Below are 24,182 nucleotides of genomic sequence, written 5' to 3'. Positions count from 1 at the left end.
CCTATATGGTCTTTTTTCAGGGTTTGGACCAAAAGCATGGTATATGAAATACCTTCCATTGATTATTGGTGTTTTAGTTTTCTTTATTGATAAAAACTTAAGAAAAAGTGATGAAAAGACAAATTTTAAGTATTTCGTTCTTGATGGAGTTTTTTCATGGGTTGGAGTTGAGTTGATAAGAACCTTTATACCAGCGTTTGGGACTTGGGCTTTTCTTGCTTATTCTTTTTACAATCAACCTTGGTTTATACAACCAATTAAAATATTTGGTATTTTTGGATTAGGAGTTTTAATAACTCTAATTAATTTTTCATTAGGTTTACTTGTAATTAAATTATTAAATAATAAATGGAGATTAAATGAAAAGCTTATTGAAGTTCCTTTTTCTTTTATTAAAAAGTGGGTTTCCTTATCTCTAATTGTTTTAATTTTTTGGGGAGTTTTAAGTTTAAGTTTATTTAAGAAACCTAATGTTGAAAAAATAAGAGTTGGAATAACACAAACAAACCCATTTGATATGATTTCACTTAAAAATTTATGGAGTGGAAATTATACTCAAGAAGAGTTTGAAAAATTTAAGGAAGAGGGGTTTAAAAGATTAATTGAGGATACAAGAAAAGCAAAAGAACTTGGAGCACAAGTTGTAGTTTGGTCTGAAGGTGCTTTAAGTTTTGATCCAAAAGTTGAAAATAGTGAAATATTTAAAAATTTGACAAAAGAACTTGAAATTTATCTTGTTATTCCTTATGGAGTTATGGAAGAAAAAGGATATAGAAATGAAGTAACAATTTTATCACCAGAAGGTGAGTTTTTAGGAGTTTTTGGTAAAGACCACCCAGTTGTTTTTGCAGGTGAAACTAGTATAACTCGTGGAACATATCCAGTTTATAAAACAAAATTTGGAAATTTTGGAACAATAATTTGTTATGATTTAGATTTTACTGATACAGCAAGAAAGGTTGTAAAAAATGGTGCCCAAATTATTTTCGCTCCATCTGCAGATTGGCCAGAAATTGCTTATAAACATTATACTCATGCAGTATTTAGAGCAGTCGAAAATGGTGTTTCAATTGTTAAAAGTGAATGGGCTTTTGACTCAGCGATTTTAGATCCATTTGGAAGAATTTTAGAAAAAAGTATTAATAAAGATGGAGTAAGAAAAGTTTTAGTAACAGATGTTCCTCTTGGAACAGATAAAACACCACAAATTTTTCTTGGAGATTACATAGGATGGTTATCCCTTTTAGGTATGATAATAATTATGATTTTAAAATCGAGAAAAGAGAAAAAGAAGGTATAATTTTAATAAGTCCTATGAGGTTATAATGGAAAAAAGAAAAGAGGAAGAATCTGGAAAAATAGATAAAATAACTAATTTAATTGCATATATAACAATTCTAATATTTACAATATTGCAAGTAAATGTTGTTAAAAGCAGTAAAGATAAATTGATTAGTGTTATAATTATGGCTTTATTCACAATTATTTGGAGATTCTATCTTCCTAAAATAGAAAAATCAAAATTTTATTTAAATTTATTTATTTTTGTTGAAACAATAATAATTTTAATACCTTTAATTCTTAATATTAATTGGGGAATTTTCCCTTATCTATTTTTTGTTTTAAGTGTTTTTGCTGTAATGGAACTTTCATTAAAAAATGGGGTTATTTGGATAATAATATTTTCATTAATATCTTTTATTGTCTTTTCATATCAACTTGGATTATATCAAGGAATACTTTTTGGACTTCTTTATGGTGCAGGCTCACTTTTCTTTGGAGGTTTCGGTTATGCTTTATCTGTTGCTATTGAANCAAAAAGACAACAAGAGGCACTTCTTGAAGAATTAAAATTTACAAATGAAAAATTAAAAGAATATGCATCAAAAGTTGAACAACTTACACTAATTGAAGAAAGAAATAGATTATCAAGAGAGATGCATGATTCAATTGGGCACCACCTTATTACTGTTTCTCTTCAACTTGAAATTCTTAAAAAAATTTTTAAAGAAAATCAGGAAGAGAGTTTAAAGATAATTGAAACAATTAAACAAGAGATTAAAAAATCACTTGAAGAATTAAGAGATGTTGTTAAAACATTAAGAAAACCTATTGAGTTTGATATTCCTATTGAAGAATCAATAAAAAGTTTAATAGAAAATTTTGCTAAACTAAAAAACATCAAAATTAATCTTGAAATTAATAAAAATGTAAAAGATTTATCAAGTGATTATAAAATTACTTTTTTAAGGGTTTGTCAGGAAGCATTAACAAATATTGAAAAGCACTCAAATGCAAATGAAGTTTGGATAAAATTTGAAAAAATAAGTGATAATTTTATACTTACAATTGAAGATAATGGAGTTGGTTTTCCTAAAGAAATAAAAGAAGATTCATTTGGGTTAAAAGGAATTAAGGAGAGAGCGAAGATTTTTAATGGAAATGCAATTTTTGAAAATAGAGATGATGGAGGAGCAAGAATTATATTTTCTCTTCCTGTAAAGTGAGGTGGGTAATTTGAATGAAAAGATAAAAATTTTAATAGTTGATGACCAAAAATTAATTAGAGAAGGTTTGAAAGCTCTTCTTCAAATGGAAGATGGATTTTGTGTTATAGGCGAAGCATCTAATGGAAAAGAAGCATACGAATTATACATAAAACTTAAACCTGACATTGTTTTAATGGACATTCAAATGCCAGTTATGAATGGAGTTGAAGCAATAAAAAAAATTAAAGAGGTTGACTCTCAAGCAAAAATAATAATTCTTACAACATTTGATGATGATCAATATGTTTATGATGGACTCAAAAGTGGTGCTTTAGGATATATATTGAAAGATATTTCAATAGAAAAACTATCTGAAACAATAAGAATTGTTTATGAAGGTGGTGCACTTATTGAACCATCAATAACAAAAAAAATTTTGTCAGAACTATCAAAAATAGAAAAACCTCAAATTAAAAAAGAAGCTTTAATTGAAGAATTAAGTTTAAGAGAATTGGAAATTTTAAAACTTATTTCAAAAGGATACACTAATCAAGATATTGCAGATAAATTAAATCTTTCTGTGGGAACTGTTAAAAATTATGTAACTATTATTTTACAAAAAATTGGTGCAAGAGATAGAACTGAAGCAGCGCTAATTGCAAAAGAAATTGGAATTATATGAAATCAAAAGAAGAGATTAGAAATTATGTTTGGAANAAAATGGAAAAGGAAAATATCTCCTCTTTTCCAAGACCAGTATTTGGAAGAATCCCTAATTTTGTAGATTCAGATAAAGCATGTGAAAAGATAAAAGAAATTAATGAATTTAAAAGTGCAAATGCAATTTTTGTTGCACCTGATTCACCTTTAAGAAGAGTAAGAGAAATTATCCTTGAAAATGGAAAAATTCTTGTTGTTGCATTGCCTCACATTAAAGATATTGTTGAGATTCATGAAAGGATAAATATTAAAGAAGCCTCTATAATAAGAGGGTTTGAAAAATATGGTAAACCACTCAGAACAAAAATTGACCTAATGATTGAAGGAAGTGTAGCAGTTGATCTTAAAGGAAATAGAATTGGCAAAGGCAAAGGTTATGGCGATAAAGAGTATGAAATTTTAAAAAAGGGTGGATTTTTAAAAGAAAATTTAAAAATAATAACTATTGTTCATGAATGTCAAATTTTTGAAGATTTTTCTTATCTTATGAATGAAAAAGATGTTAAAGTTCACTATATAATAACAAACAAAAGAATAATTAAAATATCTTAAAATGTTACTTTTGTGTCAGACTCGATTGTAAAATGTTATAAAAAACATTGAGGGTCTTCTTCATAAAGGTCACCTAAAACTGCATATGTTAATGCTCTGCAACCAATACAATTTATGTCACAATTTTTACATTTTCCTTTTAATTTAGTTTTTATTTCATCTCTGAAATTTTTTAATTTCTTAAGAATTTCATTAAAATCATCAGTTAATATATTTCCATAAGGTATAGTTAATCTTCTGCATGGATAAATTGTTCCATCTGGCATAAGAGCTATTGCCTCATCTCCAAGATTGCAAAGAGCACCCTTAATTTTATTGTTTTGTAAATCTATCCAAAATGCTTTATATGGAATAAGTTCTATGTAAGAAATATTAATATCAAGAAAATAAATTATTTCTCTCATTACTTCTTTCCATTCTTCTTTTTTTAAAAAATAATTAAATAGTTCTTTTCCTCTTCCCAAAGGAACAAACCTTTCAAGTATAACACCATCAACATTAAGAGATTTTGTAAATTCTAGAAATGAGATAAGTTCTTTATAATTTAAAGAAGAAAGAGTTATCATTATTAAAATTTTTTTACAAGATTTACTCTTTAAAATTTTTAAATTTTCCTTAACTTTATCTAAATTTCCTTTTCCTCTTATAAAATCATTTTTAATCTCATTATGAGACTCTATAGATACCTTAAGATATTTAAATTTTTGAATACTCTCTAAAAAATTTATAATAGCATCATTTAATATCGTTCCATTAGTTATTATATTTATCTCTTTGAAATTTTCTTTATTATTAATGTATGAGATTATATCTAAAATATCTTCTCTTAGAAATGGTTCTCCTCCTGTAATATTTACTGATATTTTTCTATCTTTTAAACTTTCGCTAATTTTATCAACTATATATTTTATTTTTTCAAAAGGAAGTTCGCTCTTTTTATCAAATTTTTCCTGATAACAATGTTTACATCTTAAATTGCAAAAATCAGTAATGTGCCATTGAAATCCAAAATCTTTCATCAAAAGAATTATATAGTTAATATGATAAAATTTAAATATGATAAATAAAGATTTGATAATTAGAAAACTTAATGAAATTAAAGAAATTTTAAATTTAATAGAAAAATATGAAAATATAAGTTTAGAAGAATTTTTAAATAATAGGGAAATTATAGATGCTACCAAATATAGATTAATAAATATAATTGAAGCATGTATGAATATTTGTAATCATATAGTTGTTAAAAAATATAATATTGTTCCTGAAAGTTATGGAAACTGCTTTAAAATATTAGGCGAAAAAGGTTTTATAGATAAAACTTTATCAACAAATTTAATAAAAATGACAAAATTTAGAAATCTCTTAATTCATTTATATACAAAAGTAGATGATAAAGAAATATATAAGATTTTAAAACAAAATTTGCAAGATATAAAAATTTTTATTAAAGAGATTGAAAATCTTTTATAAAGAATTGTATGAGAAAACAGTTGGAAAGTTTGGAAAAAAAGAAAATTTTTACAAAATTAAGGGGAATACTTTTAAGAAAAAAGGAAATTGAATTTGCATATATATTTGGAAGTTTTATCTCGAATACTCCATTTGAAGATATAGATATAGGTATTTATTTAAAAAAGGATTTATTGGATAAAATAAATAAATTAGATTATATAATTGAACTGGGTATTATACTTGAAAATAAACTCAAAGGATTTAAAATTGATTTGGTTATTTTGAATGATTTAGAATTTACATTTCTCTATCATGTTTTTAAAGAGGGAAAACTTCTTTTTTCAAGAAATAAAGAAAAATATTATGATTTTCTCATATATGTAATTGATAATTACCTAGATTACAAAGAATATAGAGATTATATTATAAAAGAATTTTTAAAAGGATAATTTTTATAAAAGAGGCATTAACTATCCTAATTTTGGTGGATTTCTTTTTAGCCAATCCTCATGTTTTTTATAAAGAAGTTCAAAATTTTCATACATTCTTACATTTGTCTCTTTTCTAAATCCATCCATCATAGGTTTTACTTTTTTCCACATAATATCAAGTCCAAAACCAAGATCAAAAAAGAGGTCTTCATTTAAATATCCTCTTAAAACAAGAACTCCACATAATTCAAAGAAGTTGCAAACAGTTGTGAAATATTTTCTCTCTTTGGTTCCTCTTGGATATTTCTCTTTGAATTCCTCATATGAATCTGCTTTATATTGAGTGTACATCCAGATAAAAGCATCATCAATTTTATCTGACATCCTCATTTCAGTTAATTTTAAAATAATTTCTGCATCATTCATAAAGTTTCACCTCCCTAATTTTTATATATATTTTAATTTTATCAATTTTTATTAAAAGTTCTTTAATTCTTTAAATAAAACCCATTCCCTTTTCCCAAAACCTAAAGATTTATATATTTCAAAAACTCTTCCCTCTTTTGTTTTAACCACATAAATTTTCTTATGTCTTCTTTGATACCACTTTCTTTTTAAATCGACTTTCCTTTCTTCATACAAAATTTTATCTATAATAAATTTTTCATCTCTCCATATAAAATAAACTCAAACTCCAATTTTGTTTAATTCAACGAAGATTTTCTCACTTATAGAAATGTCCATTAATTTAATTATATTATTCACCTTGAAACATAACAAATTTAATTTAAAATAAAATCATAAAAGTAATTAAAGAAAATTAAGAATAATGTCTTAATATAATTTAATTACTTTCAAATCTTTTATTTTGAGGTGAAAAAATGAAAAAATTAATTGTTTTCTCGTTAATTTTTTTATTCTTTTATCTTAATCTACACATGGTTATATTTAAAACTATAAACTCAAATCAGAAATTTCAAAGTCAATCACTTCAACAATCTTTAGATCAAATAATAATTATCCTTCAAATCAATAACCCATATATGCAAGTAAATGGAGTAAAAAAGGAAATTGACCCAGGAAGAGGAACAGTGCCAGTTATTGTAAAAGGAAGAACTTTAGTTCCAATAAGAGCAATAATTGAGGAGATGGGTGGAACTATAGAGTGGAATGGAAATGAAAGAAAGGTGATAATTAAATTAAAAGATACAACAATAGAACTTTGGATTGACAAAAAGAGTGCAAGAGTAAATGGAACTTCAAAACAACTTGATGTTCCACCTCAGATTATAAATGGAAGAACAATGTTGCCTTTAAGATTTGTAACAGAAGAGTTAGGATGTGTTGTAGAGTGGGATGGAAATACAAAAACAATTACAATTAACTATAAGTTAGAGGTACCATCTGAAATAAATAAAGTATCAAGTGAAGGAGAAAAGATATTTACATCTTCAGGAGGAGAACTTGCTCTTTCTGATGGAACAAAGCTACTTGTTTCTCCAAATGCATTTTCAAAAGAGACAAAAGTAAGTTTAAAATCAATAATAAATCCACTTTTTTCAACTGTTGATACATTAGGTATTGAAATAAATGGTCTTAAAGAATTAAAAGGAGAGTTGACTTTATCTGTTAATGGACCAAAAGGATTAAAAAATGAAGAGTTGAATATTTTTGGATATGATCATGAAGAAAATAAAAAGATAGATTTTCAATATAGTTATGATTCAAATAGTGGGTTAGTGAGTATAAAAATTTCTCCTACAATTTTATTGAATAATAATAATAAAAATTATCTATTTTCAAATAAAGTAGTAGAAAGTTATTCAAAAGTTTTAGGATTAAAGGATAAATTATCAGTTTATATTGGATGGACACCTTATTACTCTACTAAATCAAATGAAAAAATTATTAGAATGCCTTATTATGAACAAATTGGAGGCTCTTGTGCATCAACATGTGCGCAAATGTTATTAAAATTTGGTGGAAAAGATATAAAACTATTTGAGATTCTTAAAACAATGAATACACCTGACAATGATTTTGGTTTAAAAGCTGAAGTATTTTCTTATAATCTTAGAGATTATATTAGTAAAAATCTCGGTTATAGAGTTAATAGTATACCATATTATGGAATTGCACATCTAAAATGGAGAACACTTGCTCAAATTGATAAAGGTTATCCTGTAATTTTAAGTTGGGGTGATCATGCAGTTCTAGTTTTAGGTTATAAAAGTAATGGTTTAGAAATAATAATTCACGACCCACAAAATGTATCCCCTTCAAATAATGAAAATGGTACTATGTATACCATAAGAGATTGGAATTGGATTAGAGAGAGACATACAAGAAAGCTACAAATCGAAAGTTATTTTATATTATATCCAGAAGGACCTTTTGCTACTAGTGATTGTCTTTCTTTAATGTGTCCAGGTGGAAATGAGGCCTATTCAATGCAAGGTGGAGAAATTGCTTTTTATGTAGATATTAAAAAAAGATTATCACCATTGTATTTTTTACAAATAAAACCTTCAGATAAAAAGAATGGTTATGTTTGGAGATTTTTCGGAAAAGATCAAGAACTAGATTTTATACCAAATGATATTGAGTTTTTAAATTTTTCATTAAATGCATATAATGGATCAATTAATAAAAAGGAGATAAAAATTGATACTATAATTTATGAAGATAATGATGGTTATCCAGGGAAAAGAGTAGTCAATAATATTCAAAAATTTACTATAAATGAAGCAAAATTAAATGAAGCATCTTATATTACTTATAACTATAAATATAAACCTGAAGATTTAATAGATTATAATATTTCTGACAAAGATGGGAAACAAAAAATACTTATTTATTCAAGTCTTCAGGAGGAACTTTCTGTTAATGATATTTTTATAAGGGATTCATTTATAATTAAAGCAACTTTATCAATATTGCCTAAAATATCATCAATAAATCCAGAATCAGGAAAAGGAGGAGATATAATAACAATTAATGGATTTATGTTTGGTAAAAATAAATCTTCTAAAAGTAAAGTTATTATTGGAAATAAAAATGTAGAAATTGTTAGTTGGAATAATAGAGAAATTAAAGTTAAACTTCCAGATAATATTGAGAGTGGTCCAGTTGTTGTATATACTGGAGAAAAATATGAATATGAATCAAACAAAGATATTATTTTTAAATCAATAATAAGTCTAAAAGATCCATTTGAGGGTAATTATATTTTTACAATAGGAACTGTCTTATATGATTGTGTTAATTGTAAATTTGTAGGAGGAAGTGGAGCAAATATTAAAATTAATTTTAAAGATGGTAAAATTAAACATCTTGAGGGTCAAATTTGGAAAGTAGATGGTAATTATGATAAAGATGGAAATATTAAAATTAATTTTTCTGGAATAATTACCTTTACTGATCCCTTACTTCCTGATTATAAATATACAATAACAGGAATACTTACAGGTAAATTTCCAAATGGTTTCCAATTTGATAGCAAAAATATTTTATCTCCAAAAATTAATGGAACAGTTACACAGAAAACTATATACGAAACTGAAGGTTGTGGCAAATGTCCTACTCGAGCTGATCATGAATATACATATACTATAGAAAAAATTACAACTGTTCCTTAATAATATATTATTTTAGAAATTTGAGAAATAAAAAAATATGTTTTTTACTTGACAAATAAATTAAATTTAATATAATTTATATACCCTATCCTATAGGGATGGGTTAAATAATTTATTTTTGAAGTTTTATTGAAAGGAGACTATATTGAAAAGAGATATAAAAAAAGAAGAAAAAAGATTTAAAAATAGAGGTCTATTACATCATAAACATGAAGATGTATTGAAACTTATTAATATTGCTAAAGGACACATTCAAGGTATAGAAAAGATGATTCTCGAAGACAAATATTGTATAGATATTTCAAAACAAATACTTGCTGTGATTTCAATTTTAAAAAAAATTAATCTAGAAATCTTAAAAAAACATATTGAGACATGTGTAAAAGAATCAAAAGAAACTGAAATGTTTGATAAAAAATTAGAAGAACTTAAAATGGTTCTTGAATATTTAACAAAAGGAAAAGAAGTTTAATATATGAAAAAGAAGGTTAATATTGAAGTTGAAGGGATGCATTGTGCATCCTGTGTAAATATAGTTAAAAAAGCAATTGAAAGTGCAGATGGAGTTTCTGATGTTGAAGTAAATTTAGTTTCAAATACAGCAACTTTTTTTTATGACCCTGAAGTTATAACTTTAAATGAAATTCAAGAAAAAGTTAAAAAGGTTGGTTACTCACTAAAACTAAATTTAGAAGAAGATGAAACTGAACTAAAAAAGATAAAAAAACTATTAATTTATTCAATAATATTTTTAATTCCAATCACAATAATAATGATTTTTCATATGTTTAATTTAGTAATGATACCTAATATTTCTATTATTGAAACATTTCTCTCAATTCCAGTAATTCTTATAATTGGTTTTAAAATACATAAAAATTCTTTTTTATCTTTATTAAATAAAAATATTAGTATGGATTTACTTATATCAATTGGAACTCTCGCTAGTTTTTCTACAGGAATAGTCGAATTATTAGGAATTAAAATTTCAAACTTCTCTTTTGTTGGAGCAATGATAATTTTTTTCTTTCTTTTAGGAAAATATCTTGAAGCACTTGCCAAAGGAAAAGCATCAAGAGAAATTAAAACTCTATTAGAGATTGGCGCTAAAAAAGGAAGAATTATTGTTGATGAAGTTGAGGTGGAAGTAAATATTAATGAAATAGATCCAGGAGATATTATGGTTGTTAAACCATTTGAAAAAATACCAACAGACGGAATCATAATAGAAGGTAAAACTACTGTCAATGAATCAATGATAACTGGTGAATCCCTAGATGTATTTAAAAAAGAGGGTGATGAAGTGATTGGTGGTACATTAAATGGAAGTGGTAAAATTCTTGTAAAAGTTACAAAAAGAGTAGATGAAAATTTTCTTTCAAATCTTATAAAACTTATAGAAGAGGCACAAAAATCAAAGGTACCAGTTCAACAAATTGCAGATAAAATAACAACTTATTTTGTACCTTCTATTTTAATTATTTCAATTCTCTCATTTCTTTTTTCATTTTTCTTTTATGAGAAATCTAAAAACATACTTGAATATGCATCTAAAATTATACCTTGGATAAATTTAGGATTAGATAGAATTTCACTTTCAATATATTCAATGATAGCAACACTTGTAATTGCTTGTCCCTGTGCTCTTGGATTGGCAACTCCAACAGCAATTATGGTTAGTAGTGGAATAAGTGCAAAAAAAGGAATTTTTATAAGAAATGGTGAGGCAATTCAGAGAATGAAAGATATAAATACAATAATTTTTGATAAAACTGGAACATTAACTTATGGAGAACCTGAAGTAACAGATATATTTGATTTTACATCAAAAAAAGAAGGATTTAAAATCGCTGCATCACTTGAAAATAATTCAAGCCATACTCTTGGAAAAAGCATAGTTAAAAAGTATTTTGAAAGTGAAACAAGCTTTTATAATGTTGAAAATTTTGAAGAAATACCAGGAATAGGAGTTAAAGGTAAAATTCAAGGCATAGATTATATTTTAGGAAAACCAAAAGAGATAATAGAACTTATAAAAAATAAAATTAATTTTAATGATTTAATTGAAAAACTCGAAAAAGAAGGTAAAACAGTGATAATCTTAAGTGATTATGAAAACATATTAACAGTAATCGCACTTAGAGATAAGTTAAGAGAAGATTCTAAAGAACTTATTGATCTTCTCAAGAAAATGAATATTGAGCCAATTCTTGCAACAGGAGACAATATAAATTATGCTAAATGGGTAAAAGAAGAACTTAAACTAGAGAAATTCTACGCTGAGGTTCTCCCAAAAGATAAAGTTGAAATTGTTAAAAGATTACAAAAAGAAGGAAGAGTTGTTGCAATGGTTGGAGATGGGATAAATGATGCACCTGCTCTTAAACAGGCTGATGTAGGCATAGCTATGGGAACTGGAAGTGATACTGCTATAGAAACTGGAGACATTGTTTTATTAAAAGGTTCACTTTCTAATGTTATTAAAGCAATTAAAATTTCAAAGATAACTTTTAAAAAAATTAAAGAAAATTTATTTTGGGCTTTTTTTTACAATGTTATTGCAATTCCAATTGCTTTTTTAGGTCTTCTTCATCCAGTCATTGCAGAAATTGCAATGGCTTTAAGTTCTATAAATGTAATAACTAATTCATTGAGATTGAATAAAATAAAAATTTAAAAAGGAGGTTTTATTATGAAACATATTGATCCTGTATGTGGAATGGTTGTTAAAGAAGAAGGTAGTTTAAATTTTGAATATAAAGGGAAAAAATATTATTTTTGTAGTAAATTTTGTTATGAAAAATTTAAAGAAAATCCGGAAAAGTATTTGGATCCGAATTACAAAAAAGAAATGAAAAAAGAATAAAAGTTTTTTATTTCATACTATAAATTAAACTATAAATTTTTTGTCCTCCATCGTAAGTTATTAAATTAATTGAATTATATTTATTTAAAATTTTGAATCTTAGCTCCTGTTGTGAGTTAAAATCTAAATCATTACCAAAAAATAAAATGATTTCTTCTTTATTTATATTAACAATTTCTAATAAAGACATAAAAAGCAAAACAGGGTCTTTATCACTAAGAATTATTTCATTATTGAAAGTAATAAAAAAATCTCCCTCTTTAATATTTAAATCTTTATATTTTATACTTTTATCTGCTCTTGCAATATAACCAGATTTAATATTTTTAATCGATTTTTTCATATTAATTATGTTATCTTCAAAATTTAAAGAACCATCAAAGTTTAATAATGCTTCAACTCCTTCTGTCACAAAGTTTGTCTCAATATATTCTAAATTTTTTAAAGTTTTATCTTTTGCTTTTTTAATTGTTAGTATTAAATCTTTATCGTTAGGAAGAATTATAATTTTTTGAGAAGGTATATCATTTATTGTTTCGAGAATTTCTTCTAATGATGGTTTATCATTTATATCAATCACAATTGTTGCTCCAAGAGAATAAAAAAGATCACTAATCTTATCACTTATAGAAAAAGCAATTATACCAATATCTATATCATGTAAAAACCTTAGTTGTTGCTTTCTCATATCTCTTGAAATAATTTCTTTGATTTTTCCTAAATTGTTTAAAAATTTGTTAATTTCGTCAACCTTATTAGTGTGTATATGAATTTTGAGCTCATTATTTTCTTTTAATACAATAATAGAATTTCCAAACTCTTTTAATTTAGTTTTTAAATTAGGCATATCAACAACATTTTCGATAAATGCTTCAATACAATATCTATAATTTGGTCTTTTTCTCCATATTGAAAGGTCATATTCATTAAATTTTATCTCTTTTCTTGTATAAGATTCATTGTTAAATATATAAAGTAAAGATTCAAGAAAATTTATAAAACCCTCTCCTCCAGCATCAACAACATGCGCATCTTTAAGAACTTTAAGAAGTTCAGGGGTTTTTTCTAGTGCTTTAACTCCTTCAAAATAAGCATTTCTTATTCCTTCATTTATATTTGTGCCTCTCTTTAAACCTTTAAGGGACTCTCTTATAACTGTTATTATTGTTCCCTCAATTGGGTTATCTAGTATTTCATATGACAATAGATATCCTTTTTCAAATCCATTTTTTATTTTTTCGAAATTATCTTTATCTTCTTTTAATATCTCTTCTATGAAACCTTTCAAAAATTGAGAGAAAATTATGCCAGAATTTCCATGCGCTTTTAAGACAATTTTTTCTTTAATAATTTTAAAAAAATCTAATTCATTTAAATTATATTTTGATTCAATTGTCTCTTTTAAAGTTTTACACATATTTGTTCCAGTATCTCCATCTGGAATTGGGAATACATTTAAATTATTTATATAATTTTCTTTTTCTTCAAGTTTTTTAAGAGTTAAAAAAAGAGCTTCTTTTATTTTTTTATAGAAATCGTTCATCTCATTTTCTTTTTTTGAAAAATAATTACCTGAAGACCTCTGAAAAGAAGTAGAGCTCCTGCGATTATAACAAGTAAAGGAAAAGGGTAAAATGGATATTTTCTTATGAGTAAAACAAACATTGTAATTAAACCAAAAATAGCCCCAAAAGGTACTGCACCCATGAATTTTATAAATCTATTTAAATTTAAAAATTTATATAACAAAGCGAAAAATGAACCAACTAAAAATGAAATAATTGCTTCTAATGGAAAAAGAATTACTGCATATCCTATCGTAGCACCTACACCTTGTCCGCCTCTAAATCCAAAATAAATTGGATAGTTATTTCCAAGAATTAAAAAAATATATGACAAAATAATTGTAAGTTCATTTTTGCTAAATAAAATTACAAGTAGTGAAATAATGGCTCCTTTTAAAATATCAAGAAGACCTACAAGCGATCCAAAACCAATTCCATATTGTCTTACAGCACCAGAACCACCTGGATAATCTTTTTCTCTTATATCTTCTTTTTTAAAAATTTTTGATAAAACAATTCCAGATGTTAAAGATCCAATAAAATAAGAAACAACAATTAATATAAAATCAATAACTCTCATTCTCTCTCACCTCCCATAAATGAAATCCCAAAGGCACCTGTTAAAACAGCATATCCCATAATTGGAGTGAATGGAACATTGTAAATATTTATTTTTTTAATTTTTTTCTTAATCTCATTCTCAAAAAATTTTATTTCATCTTCTTTAAAATTTAAATACATACAAAATATAGTATCATCTTTTATTTCTCTTGTTGTAATTTCAACTAATTTTAAAATTCCATCATATCTATTCTTTGAAAGAGTTACTTTTTTTATTTTTCCAAAATCAATTGAAACAATAGGTTTTAGAGAAAGAAGAGAACCAAAATCAGATAAAATCTTTGGTATTCTTCCTGTCCTATATACATCTTTAAGAGAATCAATGTATACATAAGTTTTGATTTTATTAACCATTTCTTTTGCTCTTGAAATAATTTCGTTAAATGAAAAATTATTTTTTATTAAATCAATAATATTATATACTAATATTCCTTCACCACTTCCTGCATTTAAAGAATCAATTATTTCTATCTCCTTTTCTTTAATTAAATCTTTTGCAATTAAAGCATTCTTAAAACAGCCACTAATTGTTGAAGATATTGTAATACATATTATTTTTTCTTCCTCAACACCCTGAAATAGATTTAAAAAGTCCTCAGGTTTAGGCGGGTATGCTTTAAATTCTAATTTTTCTTTATTCTCAAAAAGTTTTAAAATTTCTTCAGTATTAATATCTATTAAATCCCTATAAATATTATTTTCAATTTCAAAATAAAATGGTATCTGCAAAATTTTATACTTTTCTATAAATTCAATAGGTAAATTTGCAGTAGAATCTGTAACAATTCTTATTCTCTCCATCAATTATATTTTATCACCCTTATAAATTCAAAGTTGACAATTTGGTTTTTAGATTTAAAATTTAATAATAATTTTAAGGCAATGGAGTCTGCCTTATAAATCTCTTTTAAGAGTGATGACTCCTACAAAAAGGAGTTAATATGGAAAAAGAGAGTTTAACCTATGATGAATTAAAAGAAAAAGTTGAATTTTTAATTCAAGAAAATATGAGGTTATCAAAACTTAATGCATCTTTAAATTTTAAACTCTATTCTGCATTAAAAGAAATTGAAAAGTTAAACTTTGAGATAGGTTCACTAAAAGGAGAAATAATTTTTTTAAAGCAAGCACTTGAAAATGCAAAAAATAAACTTAAAAAATACAATGAAGAAATTTTTTAAAATTTAAATTTTTATTTTCTTTATCTCATTTTTATTTGTTGTAAATAAATTCCCTCCAACATGCAAAAGCAAATTAATTTTTGTTAAATCCCAATGTTTATCAAAAAATTCCTCCTCAACTTTTACATTTAAAACTTCACCAATTATAATTACATGATCTAACTCTTTTTTATCAACAATATCTAAAACTCTACATTCAATATTTGCTATGCATTCTTCTATGGATGGCACATTTACAAAATCTGATTTAACTGGGGTAAATTTAGTTAATTCAAACTTATCTTTTTCTCTTCCACTATAAGTTCCACAAATTAAAGACTCTTCTAATAAATTAAAATTAGGAATATTTACAACAAATTCTTTATTTTCAAGAATTAGTTTATAAGAATATCTCTCTCTTCTTAATGCAAAAGTTAAAACTGGTGGATTAATACTAAGTGGTGCAATCCATGCAATTGCAACTATGTTAGGTTTTTTATCATTACCCATTGTTGTTATAAGAGTTGTTGGATATGGATGAAGAATTGATGTAAAATTGTTAATTTTAATAATTTTTTTCATATTCTCCTCCTTATTTAATTTTATATAATTTTAAAAATATTTTAAAATTAATTAAAGGAGGATAGAAATATGAGAGGCATTATAATTTATTATTCAAAAACAGGAAATAATGAGAGAATCGCTAATTATTTAAAAGAGAAGTTAAATTTTCAAATAGAAAAAATAATTGATAAAAAGAAAAGAGAAGGAGTTATCGGTTTTATAATTTCTGGATTTGATGCTCTAACAAAAAAATTAACTCAAATAGAAAAGTTAAATAATAATTTAGAAAATTTTGACCATATTATAATTGGAACTCCAATATGGGCAGGAAATATTACTCCTGCAATTAGAACTTTTATTATGGAGTATAAAGATAAAATTAAAAGTTACTCAATTTTTTCAGTGTCTGGTTTAGGAGAAAAAAATAGTAAAGTTTTAAAAGATTTGGAAGAGTTAATAGGTTATAGATCTAAAAATTTTATATTTTTAAAAGAGAGTGAATTATCAAAAAATTTATATGAAGATAAATTAAAGAGATTTATAGAGGAATTAGAAAAATGAAAAGGGTTATAAAAATAATTTTTATTTTATTAATAATTTTTTTTATTTCTTATTATCTTTATTCATATATAACTATAAAACTTTCATATAAGGATATAGATATACTAAAAGATACCGATTCAAAATTTATAAGAATTGATAATTTTAATCTTCACTATAAAGAATATGGAAATGGAGATAAAACAATTCTTTTAATACATGGATTTGCAGCAAGTACATTTTCATTTAGAGAAATTTATACACCACTATCAAAAGATTATAAAGTTTATGCTATTGATTTGCCTGGCTTTGGGTTAACTGAAAGAGTATCTAGTAAAAATTTAACATTTAATCCTTATTCAAGAAGTGGACAAGTTGAAGTTGTTAAAAGATTTTTAGATAAAATAGGAATAAAAAAAGTTATAATTTTGGGTCATTCTATGGGGGGTGCAGTTGCATCATATTTTACAATTAAATATCCAGAATATGTTGAAAAATTAATAATTGAAGATGGTGCTATTTTAAATGGAATTATGGGAGGAGGCTTATTAAATTTTTTAAAAACACCAATTGGAAAATTTTTATGGACCCCTCTTGTAATAATTTTTATAAATCAAATTTCTAGATTGAAAGATATCGCTTATTACGATTCATCTATAATTACAGATGAAGTTTATTATCAATATAAAAAGGTTTTAAATGTAAAAAATTGGGATAAAGGTTTATATGAAATTTTTGTCTCTCAAGAAAAAATAAATTTAGAAGAAAAGTTAGGTGAAATAAATGCTCCAACATTAATTATATGGGGAGAATTTGATAAAGTTATTCCACTAGATGTTGGATATAATATCAATAAGTTGATAAAAAATAGTAAGCTTGAAATAATAAAAAATTGTGGACATGTTCCTCATGAAGAAAAACCGAAAGAATTTTTGAATATTATGGTTGATTTTATAGAAAATAAATAGGGAGGTCCCACTTGAACCTCCCTCTAAAAATTTTATTTTACTAACTTTGCTCCTTCTTCTAATGCATTAAGATTTATTTCAATTAGTTCTTTTTTCCTCTCGCTTAAAAATTTTTCAACAACTTCTTTTACAACCTCAAGTGGAAGATATTTTGTTTTCTCGATAAATGCTCCTAACATAACCATATTTGCAACAACACTATTCCCTAATTTATCAGCAATTTCATTTGCAGGAATTTTTATTATTTCTATGTCATTTCTTGTTGGTTCTTTATCAATTAAAGATGAATTCATAAAAAGAATGCCCTTTTCTTTTACTCTACTTTCAAATTTATCAAGAGAAGGTTTATTCATAACAATTATATTTTGACTTGTTGCAAGAACAGGTGATGCAATTGGTTTATCAGATACAATAACATTACAATTTGCTGTACCACCTCTCATTTCAGGACCGTATGATGGAAAGAATGTTGCAAAAAGATTTAGTTTTGTTGCTGCTTCACAAATTAATTCACCCATTAACATTACACCTTGACCACCAAAACCTGCTATTATTGCTTCTAATCTTTTTTCCATATTACTCAACCCCCTCTTTTATTTTAAATTCACCAAGTGGATAAAATGGAATAAGTTCATTTTCTATTCTTTCTAGTGCTTTAAGCGGAGTCATATGCCATTGAACTGGACAAGCAGACAAAAATTCAACAAGAGAAAATCCAATACCTCTAAGTTGTGCATTAAATGCTTTTCTTAAGAATTTTTTAGCTTGAGTAATTCTTGCAGGTTTATTTAGTGCAACCCTTGCTATATATGCTGCGCCTTCAAGGTTTGATAAAAGTTCAGCAACTTTAATTGGATAACCACAAACATTAGGATCTCTTCCGTATGGAGATGTTGTAGTTTTTTGTCCAGGAAGTGTTGTTGGTGCCATTTGTCCACCAGTCATACCATAATTTGTATTATTTATAAAAATAACAGTTATCTTTTCTCCTCTAGCTGCTGCATGAACAATTTCAGCCATACCAATCGATGCAAGATCGCCATCGCCTTGATATGCTAAAACAAAATTTTCTGGATTTGCTCTTTTTATTCCTGTTGCCATTGCTGGTGCTCTTCCATGAGCTGCAACACATGAATCGACTTTAAAATATTCATAACCTAAAACAGAACAACCAATTGGCCAAACTATAACTGTTTTCTCAATTAAATTCAATTCATCAATTAATTCTGCAATTAGTTTATGTACTATGCCATGGTGGCAACCTGGACAATAATGTGTAACTCTTTTTTCAAGTGATTCTGGATATTTATAAATTGTTTTAACTTCCATTTTTATATTACCTCCTTCATTTTTTTCTCAAAAACTTCCTTTATTTCAACTGTAGTTGGAACAACTCCTCCAGTTCTTCCATAGAAAAATGTTGGTTTCATATCTAATATTGCTAGTCTAGTATCTTCAATCATCTGACCTAAACTCATTTCAACATCTAGGAAAAATTTTGCTTGATTAACAAATTTTCTCAATTCTTGATATGGAAATGGCCATAAAGTAATAGGTCTAAAAAGTCCAACCTTAATTCCTTTTTCTCTTTCCTCATCCACAACTGTTTTTATAATTCTTGCAACAGTTCCATATGCAACAAAAATATATTCTGCATCTTGAAGTTTATACTCTTCCCACATTTTCTCATTTTTCTCTATCTCATCATATTTTTTTCTTAATTCCAAATTCATTAATTCAAGTTTTTCAGGATCAAGATTAAATGAAACAATCGTATTTTTCTTTCTTCCTTTAGCACCTGTTAAAGCCCATGATTTTTCTGGAAGCATATTTGGATCAATTTCATAATTAAATTCAACTGCCTCCATCATTTGACCTAAAACACCATCTAATAAAATTGCAACTACTGTTCTATATTTATCAGCAATTTCAAATGCTTTTGGAACAAGATCAACTATTTCTTGAACAGATGAAGGTGCAATAACAACAACTTTATAATCTCCATGTCCTCCTCCTTTTGTTGCTTGGAAGTAGTCTGATTGTGCAGGAGAAATTCCACCAAGCCCAGGTCCTCCTCTAACTACATTAGCAACAACAACTGGTACATTTGAACATGCAATGTAAGAAATTCCTTCTTGCATAAGAGAAAATCCAGGAGATGAAGTTGAAGTAAAAACTCTTTTTCCTGCACATGCTGTTCCATATACCATATTAATTGCTGCAACTTCACTTTCAGCTTGAAGATAAAGTCCTCCTATAAGTGGAAATTTTCTTGCAAAATATTCTGGTACTTCATTTTGAGGAGTTATTGGATATCCATAAAAAAATCTACAACCAGAACGAATAACTGCTTCTGCTAATGCTTCTGCACCTTTCATAAAAACTTTTTCGCTCATTTCTTAACCTCCTCTTTGATTCTAAACACCTCAATTGCACCTTCTGGACAAACCTGAGCACATATTCCGCACATGATACAACCTTCCTCATCTACAAGTTTTGCAGGATGAAAACCTCTTGAGTTAAATTTGGAAAAATCACTCTCAAGAACATGAGTTGGACAAAAATTAATACAGTAAAGGCACTCTTTACAAAACTCTTCATTAATTAAAACTTTTGAAATTTTATCCATATATCCTCCTTAATTCTTTTCATATGGGTATCTTATAAAAATTTTTATTGGTAAAATTAAATCTTTTAGATTTTTGTCTTCAATTTTATCAATTAAATCTTCTTTTACTCCAATATATCTAACAGGAATTTTTAATTTTTCAGAAATCTCTTTTGTTACTAAAAACCCTTCAATTATATTTTCAACTTTTGTATCAAATCTTAAATGTGAATTTGAAATTAAACCTGTTATTGAAAAACCAGATGCTATTTCTATATTCCTTATATTTTTTTCAATATCTATTAAAGTTCTAGTAAAAGGTCTATAAATATTTAACACATAAAATATGTCATAATCAAATTCTTTTATTTCAGGAAATTGTCTTAATACAAAAGTTGAATTCTCACCTCCCCCAATATCATAAATACATAATTTATTCTTATCATAAATACATCTTTTAGAAGCATGAACAATAAGAGGAAGATCTGCCTTTGATATATTATTTGGTGGTGTTATAACATTTATACCAAATTTTTCTATTTTGTCTTTAAGGTCTCTTAATCTTATATATGGTTTATAAATGTCTAAGTCTATGATATCAACTGACTTGCCATTTTTTTTGATATTAATTCCAAAATTTATTGAAATTTCTGTCTTTCCACTGCCTATTTCACCTATGAAAATATTTATTTTTTTAATTCCATCTATATTATCATTCATATATTTTTGGCTCCTCTTCTTTTCTCAAAACCCTCAATGCTCCAAGAGCCAATGCTTCCATTTCATCCTCACCAGGATAAATTAAAATTTTTCCTAAAAAACTTATCCTCTCTTTTATTAAATTTGTAAGCATTTCAGAATAAGCAATGCCTCCTGTTAAAACAATAGCATCAATTTCACCTTTTAAAACTGCTGCCATCTCTCCAATTGTTTTTGCAACTTGGTAGGCCATTGCTTCATAAACAAGTTTTGCATAAGAGTCTCCTTCTAAAATTCTTTTTTCAACTTCTCTTGCATCATTTGTTCCAAGATGAGAAACAAGACCTCCTTCACCTGCTAATTTCTTTTTCATTTCTTCAAATGTGTATTTACCACTAAAACATAAATCAACTAAATCTTGGGTTGGAAGTCCTCCTGCTCTTTCTGGTGCAAATGGACCATCTCCATTTAGTGCATTATTAACATCAACAACTCTTCCTTTTCTATGTGCACCAACTGAAATTCCTCCTCCAAGATGTGCAACAATCAAATTCACATCTTCATATCTCTTTCCAAGATCTTTTGCTGCTCTTCTTGCGACTGCTTTTTGATTTAAAGCATGGAAAATACTTTTTCTCTCAATTCCTTTGAGTCCTGAAATTCTTGCTATATCATCCATTTCATCTACAACTACAGGGTCAACAATAAAAGCAGGAATTCTAAGAGGTTTTGCGATTTCATAAGCAATAATTGCACCGAGATTACTTGCATGTTCTCCTCTTTTTGCTTCTCTAAGATCTTCTATCATCTTTTCATTTATTATGTAAGTTCCACTTGCAAGTGGTTTAATAAGACCACCTCTTCCTACAACACAAGAAAGAGTCGATGGATCAATATTTTTATTTTTAAGAAATTGTAAAACAGCGTTTTTTCTAAAATCATATTGATCAAAAATTTTTTTGAAACTTTTAATCTCTTCAGAATTATGCCTTATAACTTCAATAAAAAGAGGTTTCTCACCTTCAAAAATTCCAATCTTTGTTGAAGTTGAACCAGGATTTATAACAAGAATTCTTTCCATTATTTCCTCCATCACTTTAAAGGGGCTCCAGTTGGAGCCCCTTTAATTTAATCTTAGATCCATCCTCTCAGTTTCATTGCATCAACAACTCTTTTTATACTAACTGCTCCTGCAGATGTTCTCATATCAATTTTCTTTTCTTTATGCATCTCATAAACATTCTTAAATGCATTAACCATTATTCTTTCCAGTCTATGTAAGACCTCTTCTTCGCTCCAATAATATCCATAATTATTTTGTACCCATTCAAAATAAGAAACTGTAACTCCACCTGCATTTGCTAAAATATCTGGAATCATAAGAATTCCTTTTTTAACAATAACTTCATCTGCTTCAGGTGTTGTTGGACCATTTGCAGCTTCAGCAATAATTTTTGCTTTAACTTCATTTACATTTTCAGTTGTTATTTGATTTTCAAGGGCTGCTGGAACAAGGATATCGCAAGGAATAGTTAGTGGATCTTTTGAACCAATCTCTTTTGTTCCAGGATAACCAACAACACTTCCAGTTTTATTCTTATGTTCAAGAACCTTATCAGGATCAAGACCTTCCTCTGAATAGATTCCTCCCTTTGAATCACTAACAGCAACTATTTTTACTCCATCCTCATAAAGAAGTTTTGCTGCAAAATATCCAGCATTTCCATATCCTTGAATTGAGGCAGTTGCTCCTTTAAGTGGTAAACCAATTGCTTTTGCTCCTTCTCTTATTGTATAAATAGTACCCATTGCAGTTGCCATATGTCTTCCTTCAGAACCACCAAGAAGTAGAGGTTTTCCAGTAATTACTCCAAAAGCATTATAACCTCTTAATTTTGAATATTCATCCATCATCCAAGCCATAATTTGAGGATTTGTATATACATCAGGTGCAGGTATATCTTTTTCAGGACCAATTACCTGCCATATTCCATCAATATAACCTCTTGATAATCTCTCTAACTCTCCCTGGCTCATTTCTTTTGGATTACATCTTACTCCACCCTTTCCCCCTCCATATGGAATTCCAACAACTCCGCATTTAAGTGTCATCCAAATTGATAAAGCAATAACTTCATCCATATTTGTTTCAGGGTGAAATCTTATCCCACCTTTTGCAGGTCCTAAAGCATCATTGTGTTGAGATCTCCATCCAAGGAATGTTTTTACACTACCATCATCCATTTTAACTGGAATCGAAACTTGAACTACTCTTTTTGGCCATTTTAAAACTTCAACAATGTCTTGTGGAAGATTAAGAACCTCTCCAACTTTTTCAATTTGCTCCTGTGCAATCTTAAATGGATTTAAAGTTAATTCTTTCTCCATAAATATCCTCCTTTTATTTAATTGATGATACTAAACAACCTAATGCAATTGAATAAAATTTTGATTCTTTTGAATCTGATCTTGATGGAAGAATAACAGGTGCTTTTGCACCAATAATTACACCTGCACTCACTCCATCAGATAAATAATTTAAAATCTTAAAGAAAATATTACCCGCTTCTATATTTGGTACAATAAATACATCTGCATCACCTGCAACATCAGATTTAATTCCCTTTACATCTGCAGCCCACTTTGAAATTGCATTATCAAAAGCAAGTGGACCATCAACTATTGCTCCTTTAATTTGTCCTCTTTTTGCCATCATTGAAATAAGTGCAGCATCGAGAGTTGATGGCATATCAGGATTTACAATTTCAATTGCAGAAAGAAGTGCAACTTTTGGTGTTTCAATTTTAAGTGCTTTTGCAACAATTAAAGCATTTTTTAATATCTCTACTTTCTGTTCAAGAGTTGGTGCAATTATCATTCCTCCATCACTCATAATTATTAATTTTGGATATCTTGAACATTGTAAAACTCCAACATGAGATAAAACTTTCTCTTTTCTTATTCCTTTTTCTTTATCAAGAACAGCATGAAGTAGTTCAGGAGTTTTTACTAAACCTTTCATTACTAAATCTGCTTTTCCCTCTCTTACATAAGAAATTGATATTTCTATTGCTTTAAAATAATCTTTCTCATCAATAATTTCTGCTTGAAGTTCAATATTTTCTTTTTCTAAAAATTTTAAAATCTCTTCTTTACTTCCAATTAAAATTGGTTCAATAATTCCTTCATCTTTAGCAAATTTAATTGCTTTTAAATCTTCTGCTTCATAAGGATTTGCAATAGTTAAAGTTTTCTTACCAAGTTTTTTTACTTCAGTTAACATTTCATCAAAATTTTTAATCATCTCAT

At 26.8% G+C, this 24,182-nt stretch carries 28 protein-coding genes and 1 riboswitch; of the genes, 13 read left to right on the top strand and 15 right to left on the bottom strand.

The features are described from left to right. The 4 genes from N3D74_02290 to N3D74_02275 form a co-directional block, all read left to right on the top strand. Nucleotides 1-1,300, top strand: a 1,300-nt coding sequence (locus N3D74_02290; GenBank protein MCX8095008.1) for a hypothetical protein, incomplete at its 5' end; no start/stop codon positions are given. 25 nt (nt 1,301-1,325) lie between these two features. Continuing rightward, nucleotides 1,326-2,507, top strand: a complete 1,182-nt coding sequence (locus N3D74_02285) for a sensor histidine kinase (GenBank protein ID MCX8095007.1) — start codon at nt 1,326-1,328, stop codon at nt 2,505-2,507. Between the two features lie 10 nt (nt 2,508-2,517). Continuing rightward, nucleotides 2,518-3,171 carry a response regulator transcription factor gene (locus N3D74_02280; GenBank protein ID MCX8095006.1) on the top strand — a complete coding sequence of 218 codons (654 nt, stop codon included), beginning with the start codon at nt 2,518-2,520 and terminating at the stop codon, nt 3,169-3,171. Beyond that, nucleotides 3,168-3,761, top strand: a complete 594-nt coding sequence (locus N3D74_02275) for a 5-formyltetrahydrofolate cyclo-ligase (GenBank protein MCX8095005.1) — start codon at nt 3,168-3,170, stop codon at nt 3,759-3,761. The genes N3D74_02280 and N3D74_02275 overlap by 4 nt, the downstream gene beginning before the upstream one ends. Nucleotides 3,762-3,796: 35 nt before the next feature. On the opposite strand, the gene N3D74_02270 is transcribed toward N3D74_02275, so the two are convergent. Then, nucleotides 3,797-4,780 carry a radical SAM protein gene (locus N3D74_02270; protein ID MCX8095004.1) on the bottom strand — a complete coding sequence of 328 codons (984 nt, stop codon included), beginning with the start codon at nt 4,778-4,780 and terminating at the stop codon, nt 3,797-3,799. Between the two features lie 37 nt (nt 4,781-4,817). Here N3D74_02270 and N3D74_02265 point away from each other — a divergent pair, with 37 nt between their 5' ends. Then, nucleotides 4,818-5,231, top strand: coding sequence for a DUF86 domain-containing protein (locus tag N3D74_02265; GenBank protein MCX8095003.1), 414 nt, complete (start codon nt 4,818-4,820; stop codon nt 5,229-5,231). A gap of 29 nt (nt 5,232-5,260) precedes the next feature. Continuing rightward, nucleotides 5,261-5,662: a nucleotidyltransferase domain-containing protein gene (locus N3D74_02260; GenBank protein ID MCX8095002.1), complete on the top strand. Its 402-nt coding sequence runs from the start codon at nt 5,261-5,263 to the stop codon at nt 5,660-5,662. Between the two features lie 21 nt (nt 5,663-5,683). Here the strand turns inward: N3D74_02260 and N3D74_02255 are convergent, their stop codons facing one another. After that, nucleotides 5,684-6,070, bottom strand: a complete 387-nt coding sequence (locus N3D74_02255) for a DUF4760 domain-containing protein (protein MCX8095001.1) — start codon at nt 6,068-6,070, stop codon at nt 5,684-5,686. 51 nt (nt 6,071-6,121) lie between these two features. Continuing rightward, on the bottom strand, nt 6,122-6,286 hold the full coding sequence (locus N3D74_02250) for a hypothetical protein (GenBank protein ID MCX8095000.1): 165 nt from the start codon (nt 6,284-6,286) through the stop codon (nt 6,122-6,124). A gap of 239 nt (nt 6,287-6,525) precedes the next feature. Between N3D74_02250 and N3D74_02245 the strand changes: the two genes are divergently transcribed. The 4 genes from N3D74_02245 (at nt 6,526) to N3D74_02230 (ending at nt 12,148) form a co-directional block, all read left to right on the top strand. After that, nucleotides 6,526-9,282 (top strand): stalk domain-containing protein, encoded by a 2,757-nt coding sequence (locus N3D74_02245; GenBank protein MCX8094999.1) that lies wholly within the window; start codon nt 6,526-6,528, stop codon nt 9,280-9,282. Nucleotides 9,283-9,427: 145 nt separating this feature from the next. Next, nucleotides 9,428-9,754 (top strand): metal-sensing transcriptional repressor, encoded by a 327-nt coding sequence (locus N3D74_02240; protein ID MCX8094998.1) that lies wholly within the window; start codon nt 9,428-9,430, stop codon nt 9,752-9,754. Nucleotides 9,755-9,757: 3 nt separating this feature from the next. Next, nucleotides 9,758-11,959 (top strand): cation-translocating P-type ATPase, encoded by a 2,202-nt coding sequence (locus N3D74_02235; GenBank protein ID MCX8094997.1) that lies wholly within the window; start codon nt 9,758-9,760, stop codon nt 11,957-11,959. 15 nt (nt 11,960-11,974) lie between these two features. Then, the gene (locus N3D74_02230) at nt 11,975-12,148 is read left to right on the top strand and encodes a YHS domain-containing protein (GenBank protein ID MCX8094996.1); all 174 of its coding nucleotides are present in this window, start codon (nt 11,975-11,977) and stop codon (nt 12,146-12,148) included. A 7-nt stretch (nt 12,149-12,155) separates the two neighbouring features. Here the strand turns inward: N3D74_02230 and N3D74_02225 are convergent, their stop codons facing one another. From N3D74_02225 to N3D74_02215, 3 genes are read right to left on the bottom strand one after another with little or no spacing between them, the layout of a single operon-like run. Then, the gene (locus N3D74_02225; GenBank protein ID MCX8094995.1) at nt 12,156-13,691 is read right to left on the bottom strand and encodes a DAK2 domain-containing protein; all 1,536 of its coding nucleotides are present in this window, start codon (nt 13,689-13,691) and stop codon (nt 12,156-12,158) included. Next, nucleotides 13,688-14,293, bottom strand: a complete 606-nt coding sequence (locus N3D74_02220; protein ID MCX8094994.1) for a glycerol-3-phosphate acyltransferase — start codon at nt 14,291-14,293, stop codon at nt 13,688-13,690. Before N3D74_02220 ends, N3D74_02225 begins: the two co-directional genes overlap by 4 nt. Continuing rightward, nucleotides 14,290-15,135 carry a DegV family EDD domain-containing protein gene (locus N3D74_02215; protein MCX8094993.1) on the bottom strand — a complete coding sequence of 282 codons (846 nt, stop codon included), beginning with the start codon at nt 15,133-15,135 and terminating at the stop codon, nt 14,290-14,292. Before N3D74_02215 ends, N3D74_02220 begins: the two co-directional genes overlap by 4 nt. Nucleotides 15,136-15,203: 68 nt before the next feature. Beyond that, a riboswitch (Fluoride riboswitch) is annotated at nt 15,204-15,267 on the top strand. A gap of 8 nt (nt 15,268-15,275) precedes the next feature. On the opposite strand from N3D74_02215, the gene N3D74_02210 reads away from it, so the two are divergent. Beyond that, nucleotides 15,276-15,515, top strand: coding sequence for a hypothetical protein (locus N3D74_02210; GenBank protein ID MCX8094992.1), 240 nt, complete (start codon nt 15,276-15,278; stop codon nt 15,513-15,515). A 3-nt stretch (nt 15,516-15,518) separates the two neighbouring features. On the opposite strand, the gene N3D74_02205 is transcribed toward N3D74_02210, so the two are convergent. Beyond that, nucleotides 15,519-16,076, bottom strand: a complete 558-nt coding sequence (locus N3D74_02205) for a flavin reductase family protein (GenBank protein ID MCX8094991.1) — start codon at nt 16,074-16,076, stop codon at nt 15,519-15,521. 69 nt (nt 16,077-16,145) lie between these two features. Between N3D74_02205 and N3D74_02200 the strand changes: the two genes are divergently transcribed. Further along, the gene (locus N3D74_02200) at nt 16,146-16,619 is read left to right on the top strand and encodes a flavodoxin domain-containing protein (protein MCX8094990.1); all 474 of its coding nucleotides are present in this window, start codon (nt 16,146-16,148) and stop codon (nt 16,617-16,619) included. Then, complete coding sequence (locus N3D74_02195; GenBank protein ID MCX8094989.1) at nt 16,616-17,566, top strand: alpha/beta hydrolase; 951 nt, start codon at nt 16,616-16,618, stop codon at nt 17,564-17,566. Before N3D74_02200 ends, N3D74_02195 begins: the two co-directional genes overlap by 4 nt. 32 nt (nt 17,567-17,598) lie before the next feature. Here N3D74_02195 and N3D74_02190 read toward each other — a convergent pair whose 3' ends face one another. From N3D74_02190 to N3D74_02155, 8 genes are read right to left on the bottom strand one after another with little or no spacing between them, the layout of a single operon-like run. Next, nucleotides 17,599-18,141 (bottom strand): 2-oxoacid:acceptor oxidoreductase family protein, encoded by a 543-nt coding sequence (locus N3D74_02190; protein ID MCX8094988.1) that lies wholly within the window; start codon nt 18,139-18,141, stop codon nt 17,599-17,601. 1 nt (nt 18,142) lies between these two features. Then, on the bottom strand, nt 18,143-18,895 hold the full coding sequence (locus N3D74_02185; protein ID MCX8094987.1) for a thiamine pyrophosphate-dependent enzyme: 753 nt from the start codon (nt 18,893-18,895) through the stop codon (nt 18,143-18,145). Between the two features lie 2 nt (nt 18,896-18,897). After that, nucleotides 18,898-19,962 (bottom strand): 3-methyl-2-oxobutanoate dehydrogenase subunit VorB, encoded by a 1,065-nt coding sequence (locus tag N3D74_02180; GenBank protein MCX8094986.1) that lies wholly within the window; start codon nt 19,960-19,962, stop codon nt 18,898-18,900. After that, nucleotides 19,959-20,195 (bottom strand): 4Fe-4S binding protein, encoded by a 237-nt coding sequence (locus tag N3D74_02175; GenBank protein MCX8094985.1) that lies wholly within the window; start codon nt 20,193-20,195, stop codon nt 19,959-19,961. Before N3D74_02175 ends, N3D74_02180 begins: the two co-directional genes overlap by 4 nt. A 9-nt stretch (nt 20,196-20,204) precedes the next feature. Further along, nucleotides 20,205-20,894, bottom strand: coding sequence for a hypothetical protein (locus tag N3D74_02170; protein ID MCX8094984.1), 690 nt, complete (start codon nt 20,892-20,894; stop codon nt 20,205-20,207). After that, entirely contained in the window at nt 20,887-21,954 is a 1,068-nt protein-coding gene (buk, locus tag N3D74_02165; protein MCX8094983.1) for a butyrate kinase, read from the bottom strand. The genes N3D74_02170 and buk overlap by 8 nt, the downstream gene beginning before the upstream one ends. Nucleotides 21,955-22,007: 53 nt before the next feature. Then, nucleotides 22,008-23,261 (bottom strand): Glu/Leu/Phe/Val dehydrogenase, encoded by a 1,254-nt coding sequence (locus tag N3D74_02160; protein MCX8094982.1) that lies wholly within the window; start codon nt 23,259-23,261, stop codon nt 22,008-22,010. 13 nt (nt 23,262-23,274) lie between these two features. Further along, nucleotides 23,275-24,174 carry a bifunctional enoyl-CoA hydratase/phosphate acetyltransferase gene (locus N3D74_02155; protein MCX8094981.1) on the bottom strand — a complete coding sequence of 300 codons (900 nt, stop codon included), beginning with the start codon at nt 24,172-24,174 and terminating at the stop codon, nt 23,275-23,277. Between the last annotated feature and the right edge of the window lie 8 nt (nt 24,175-24,182).

This window comes from Caldisericia bacterium (genome assembly GCA_026414995.1).
Lineage (GTDB): Bacteria > Caldisericota > Caldisericia > B22-G15 > B22-G15 > JAAYUH01.
The sequence above is the reverse complement of the archived record's forward strand: the minus strand, read 5'-3'. Positions and strand labels throughout refer to the sequence as shown.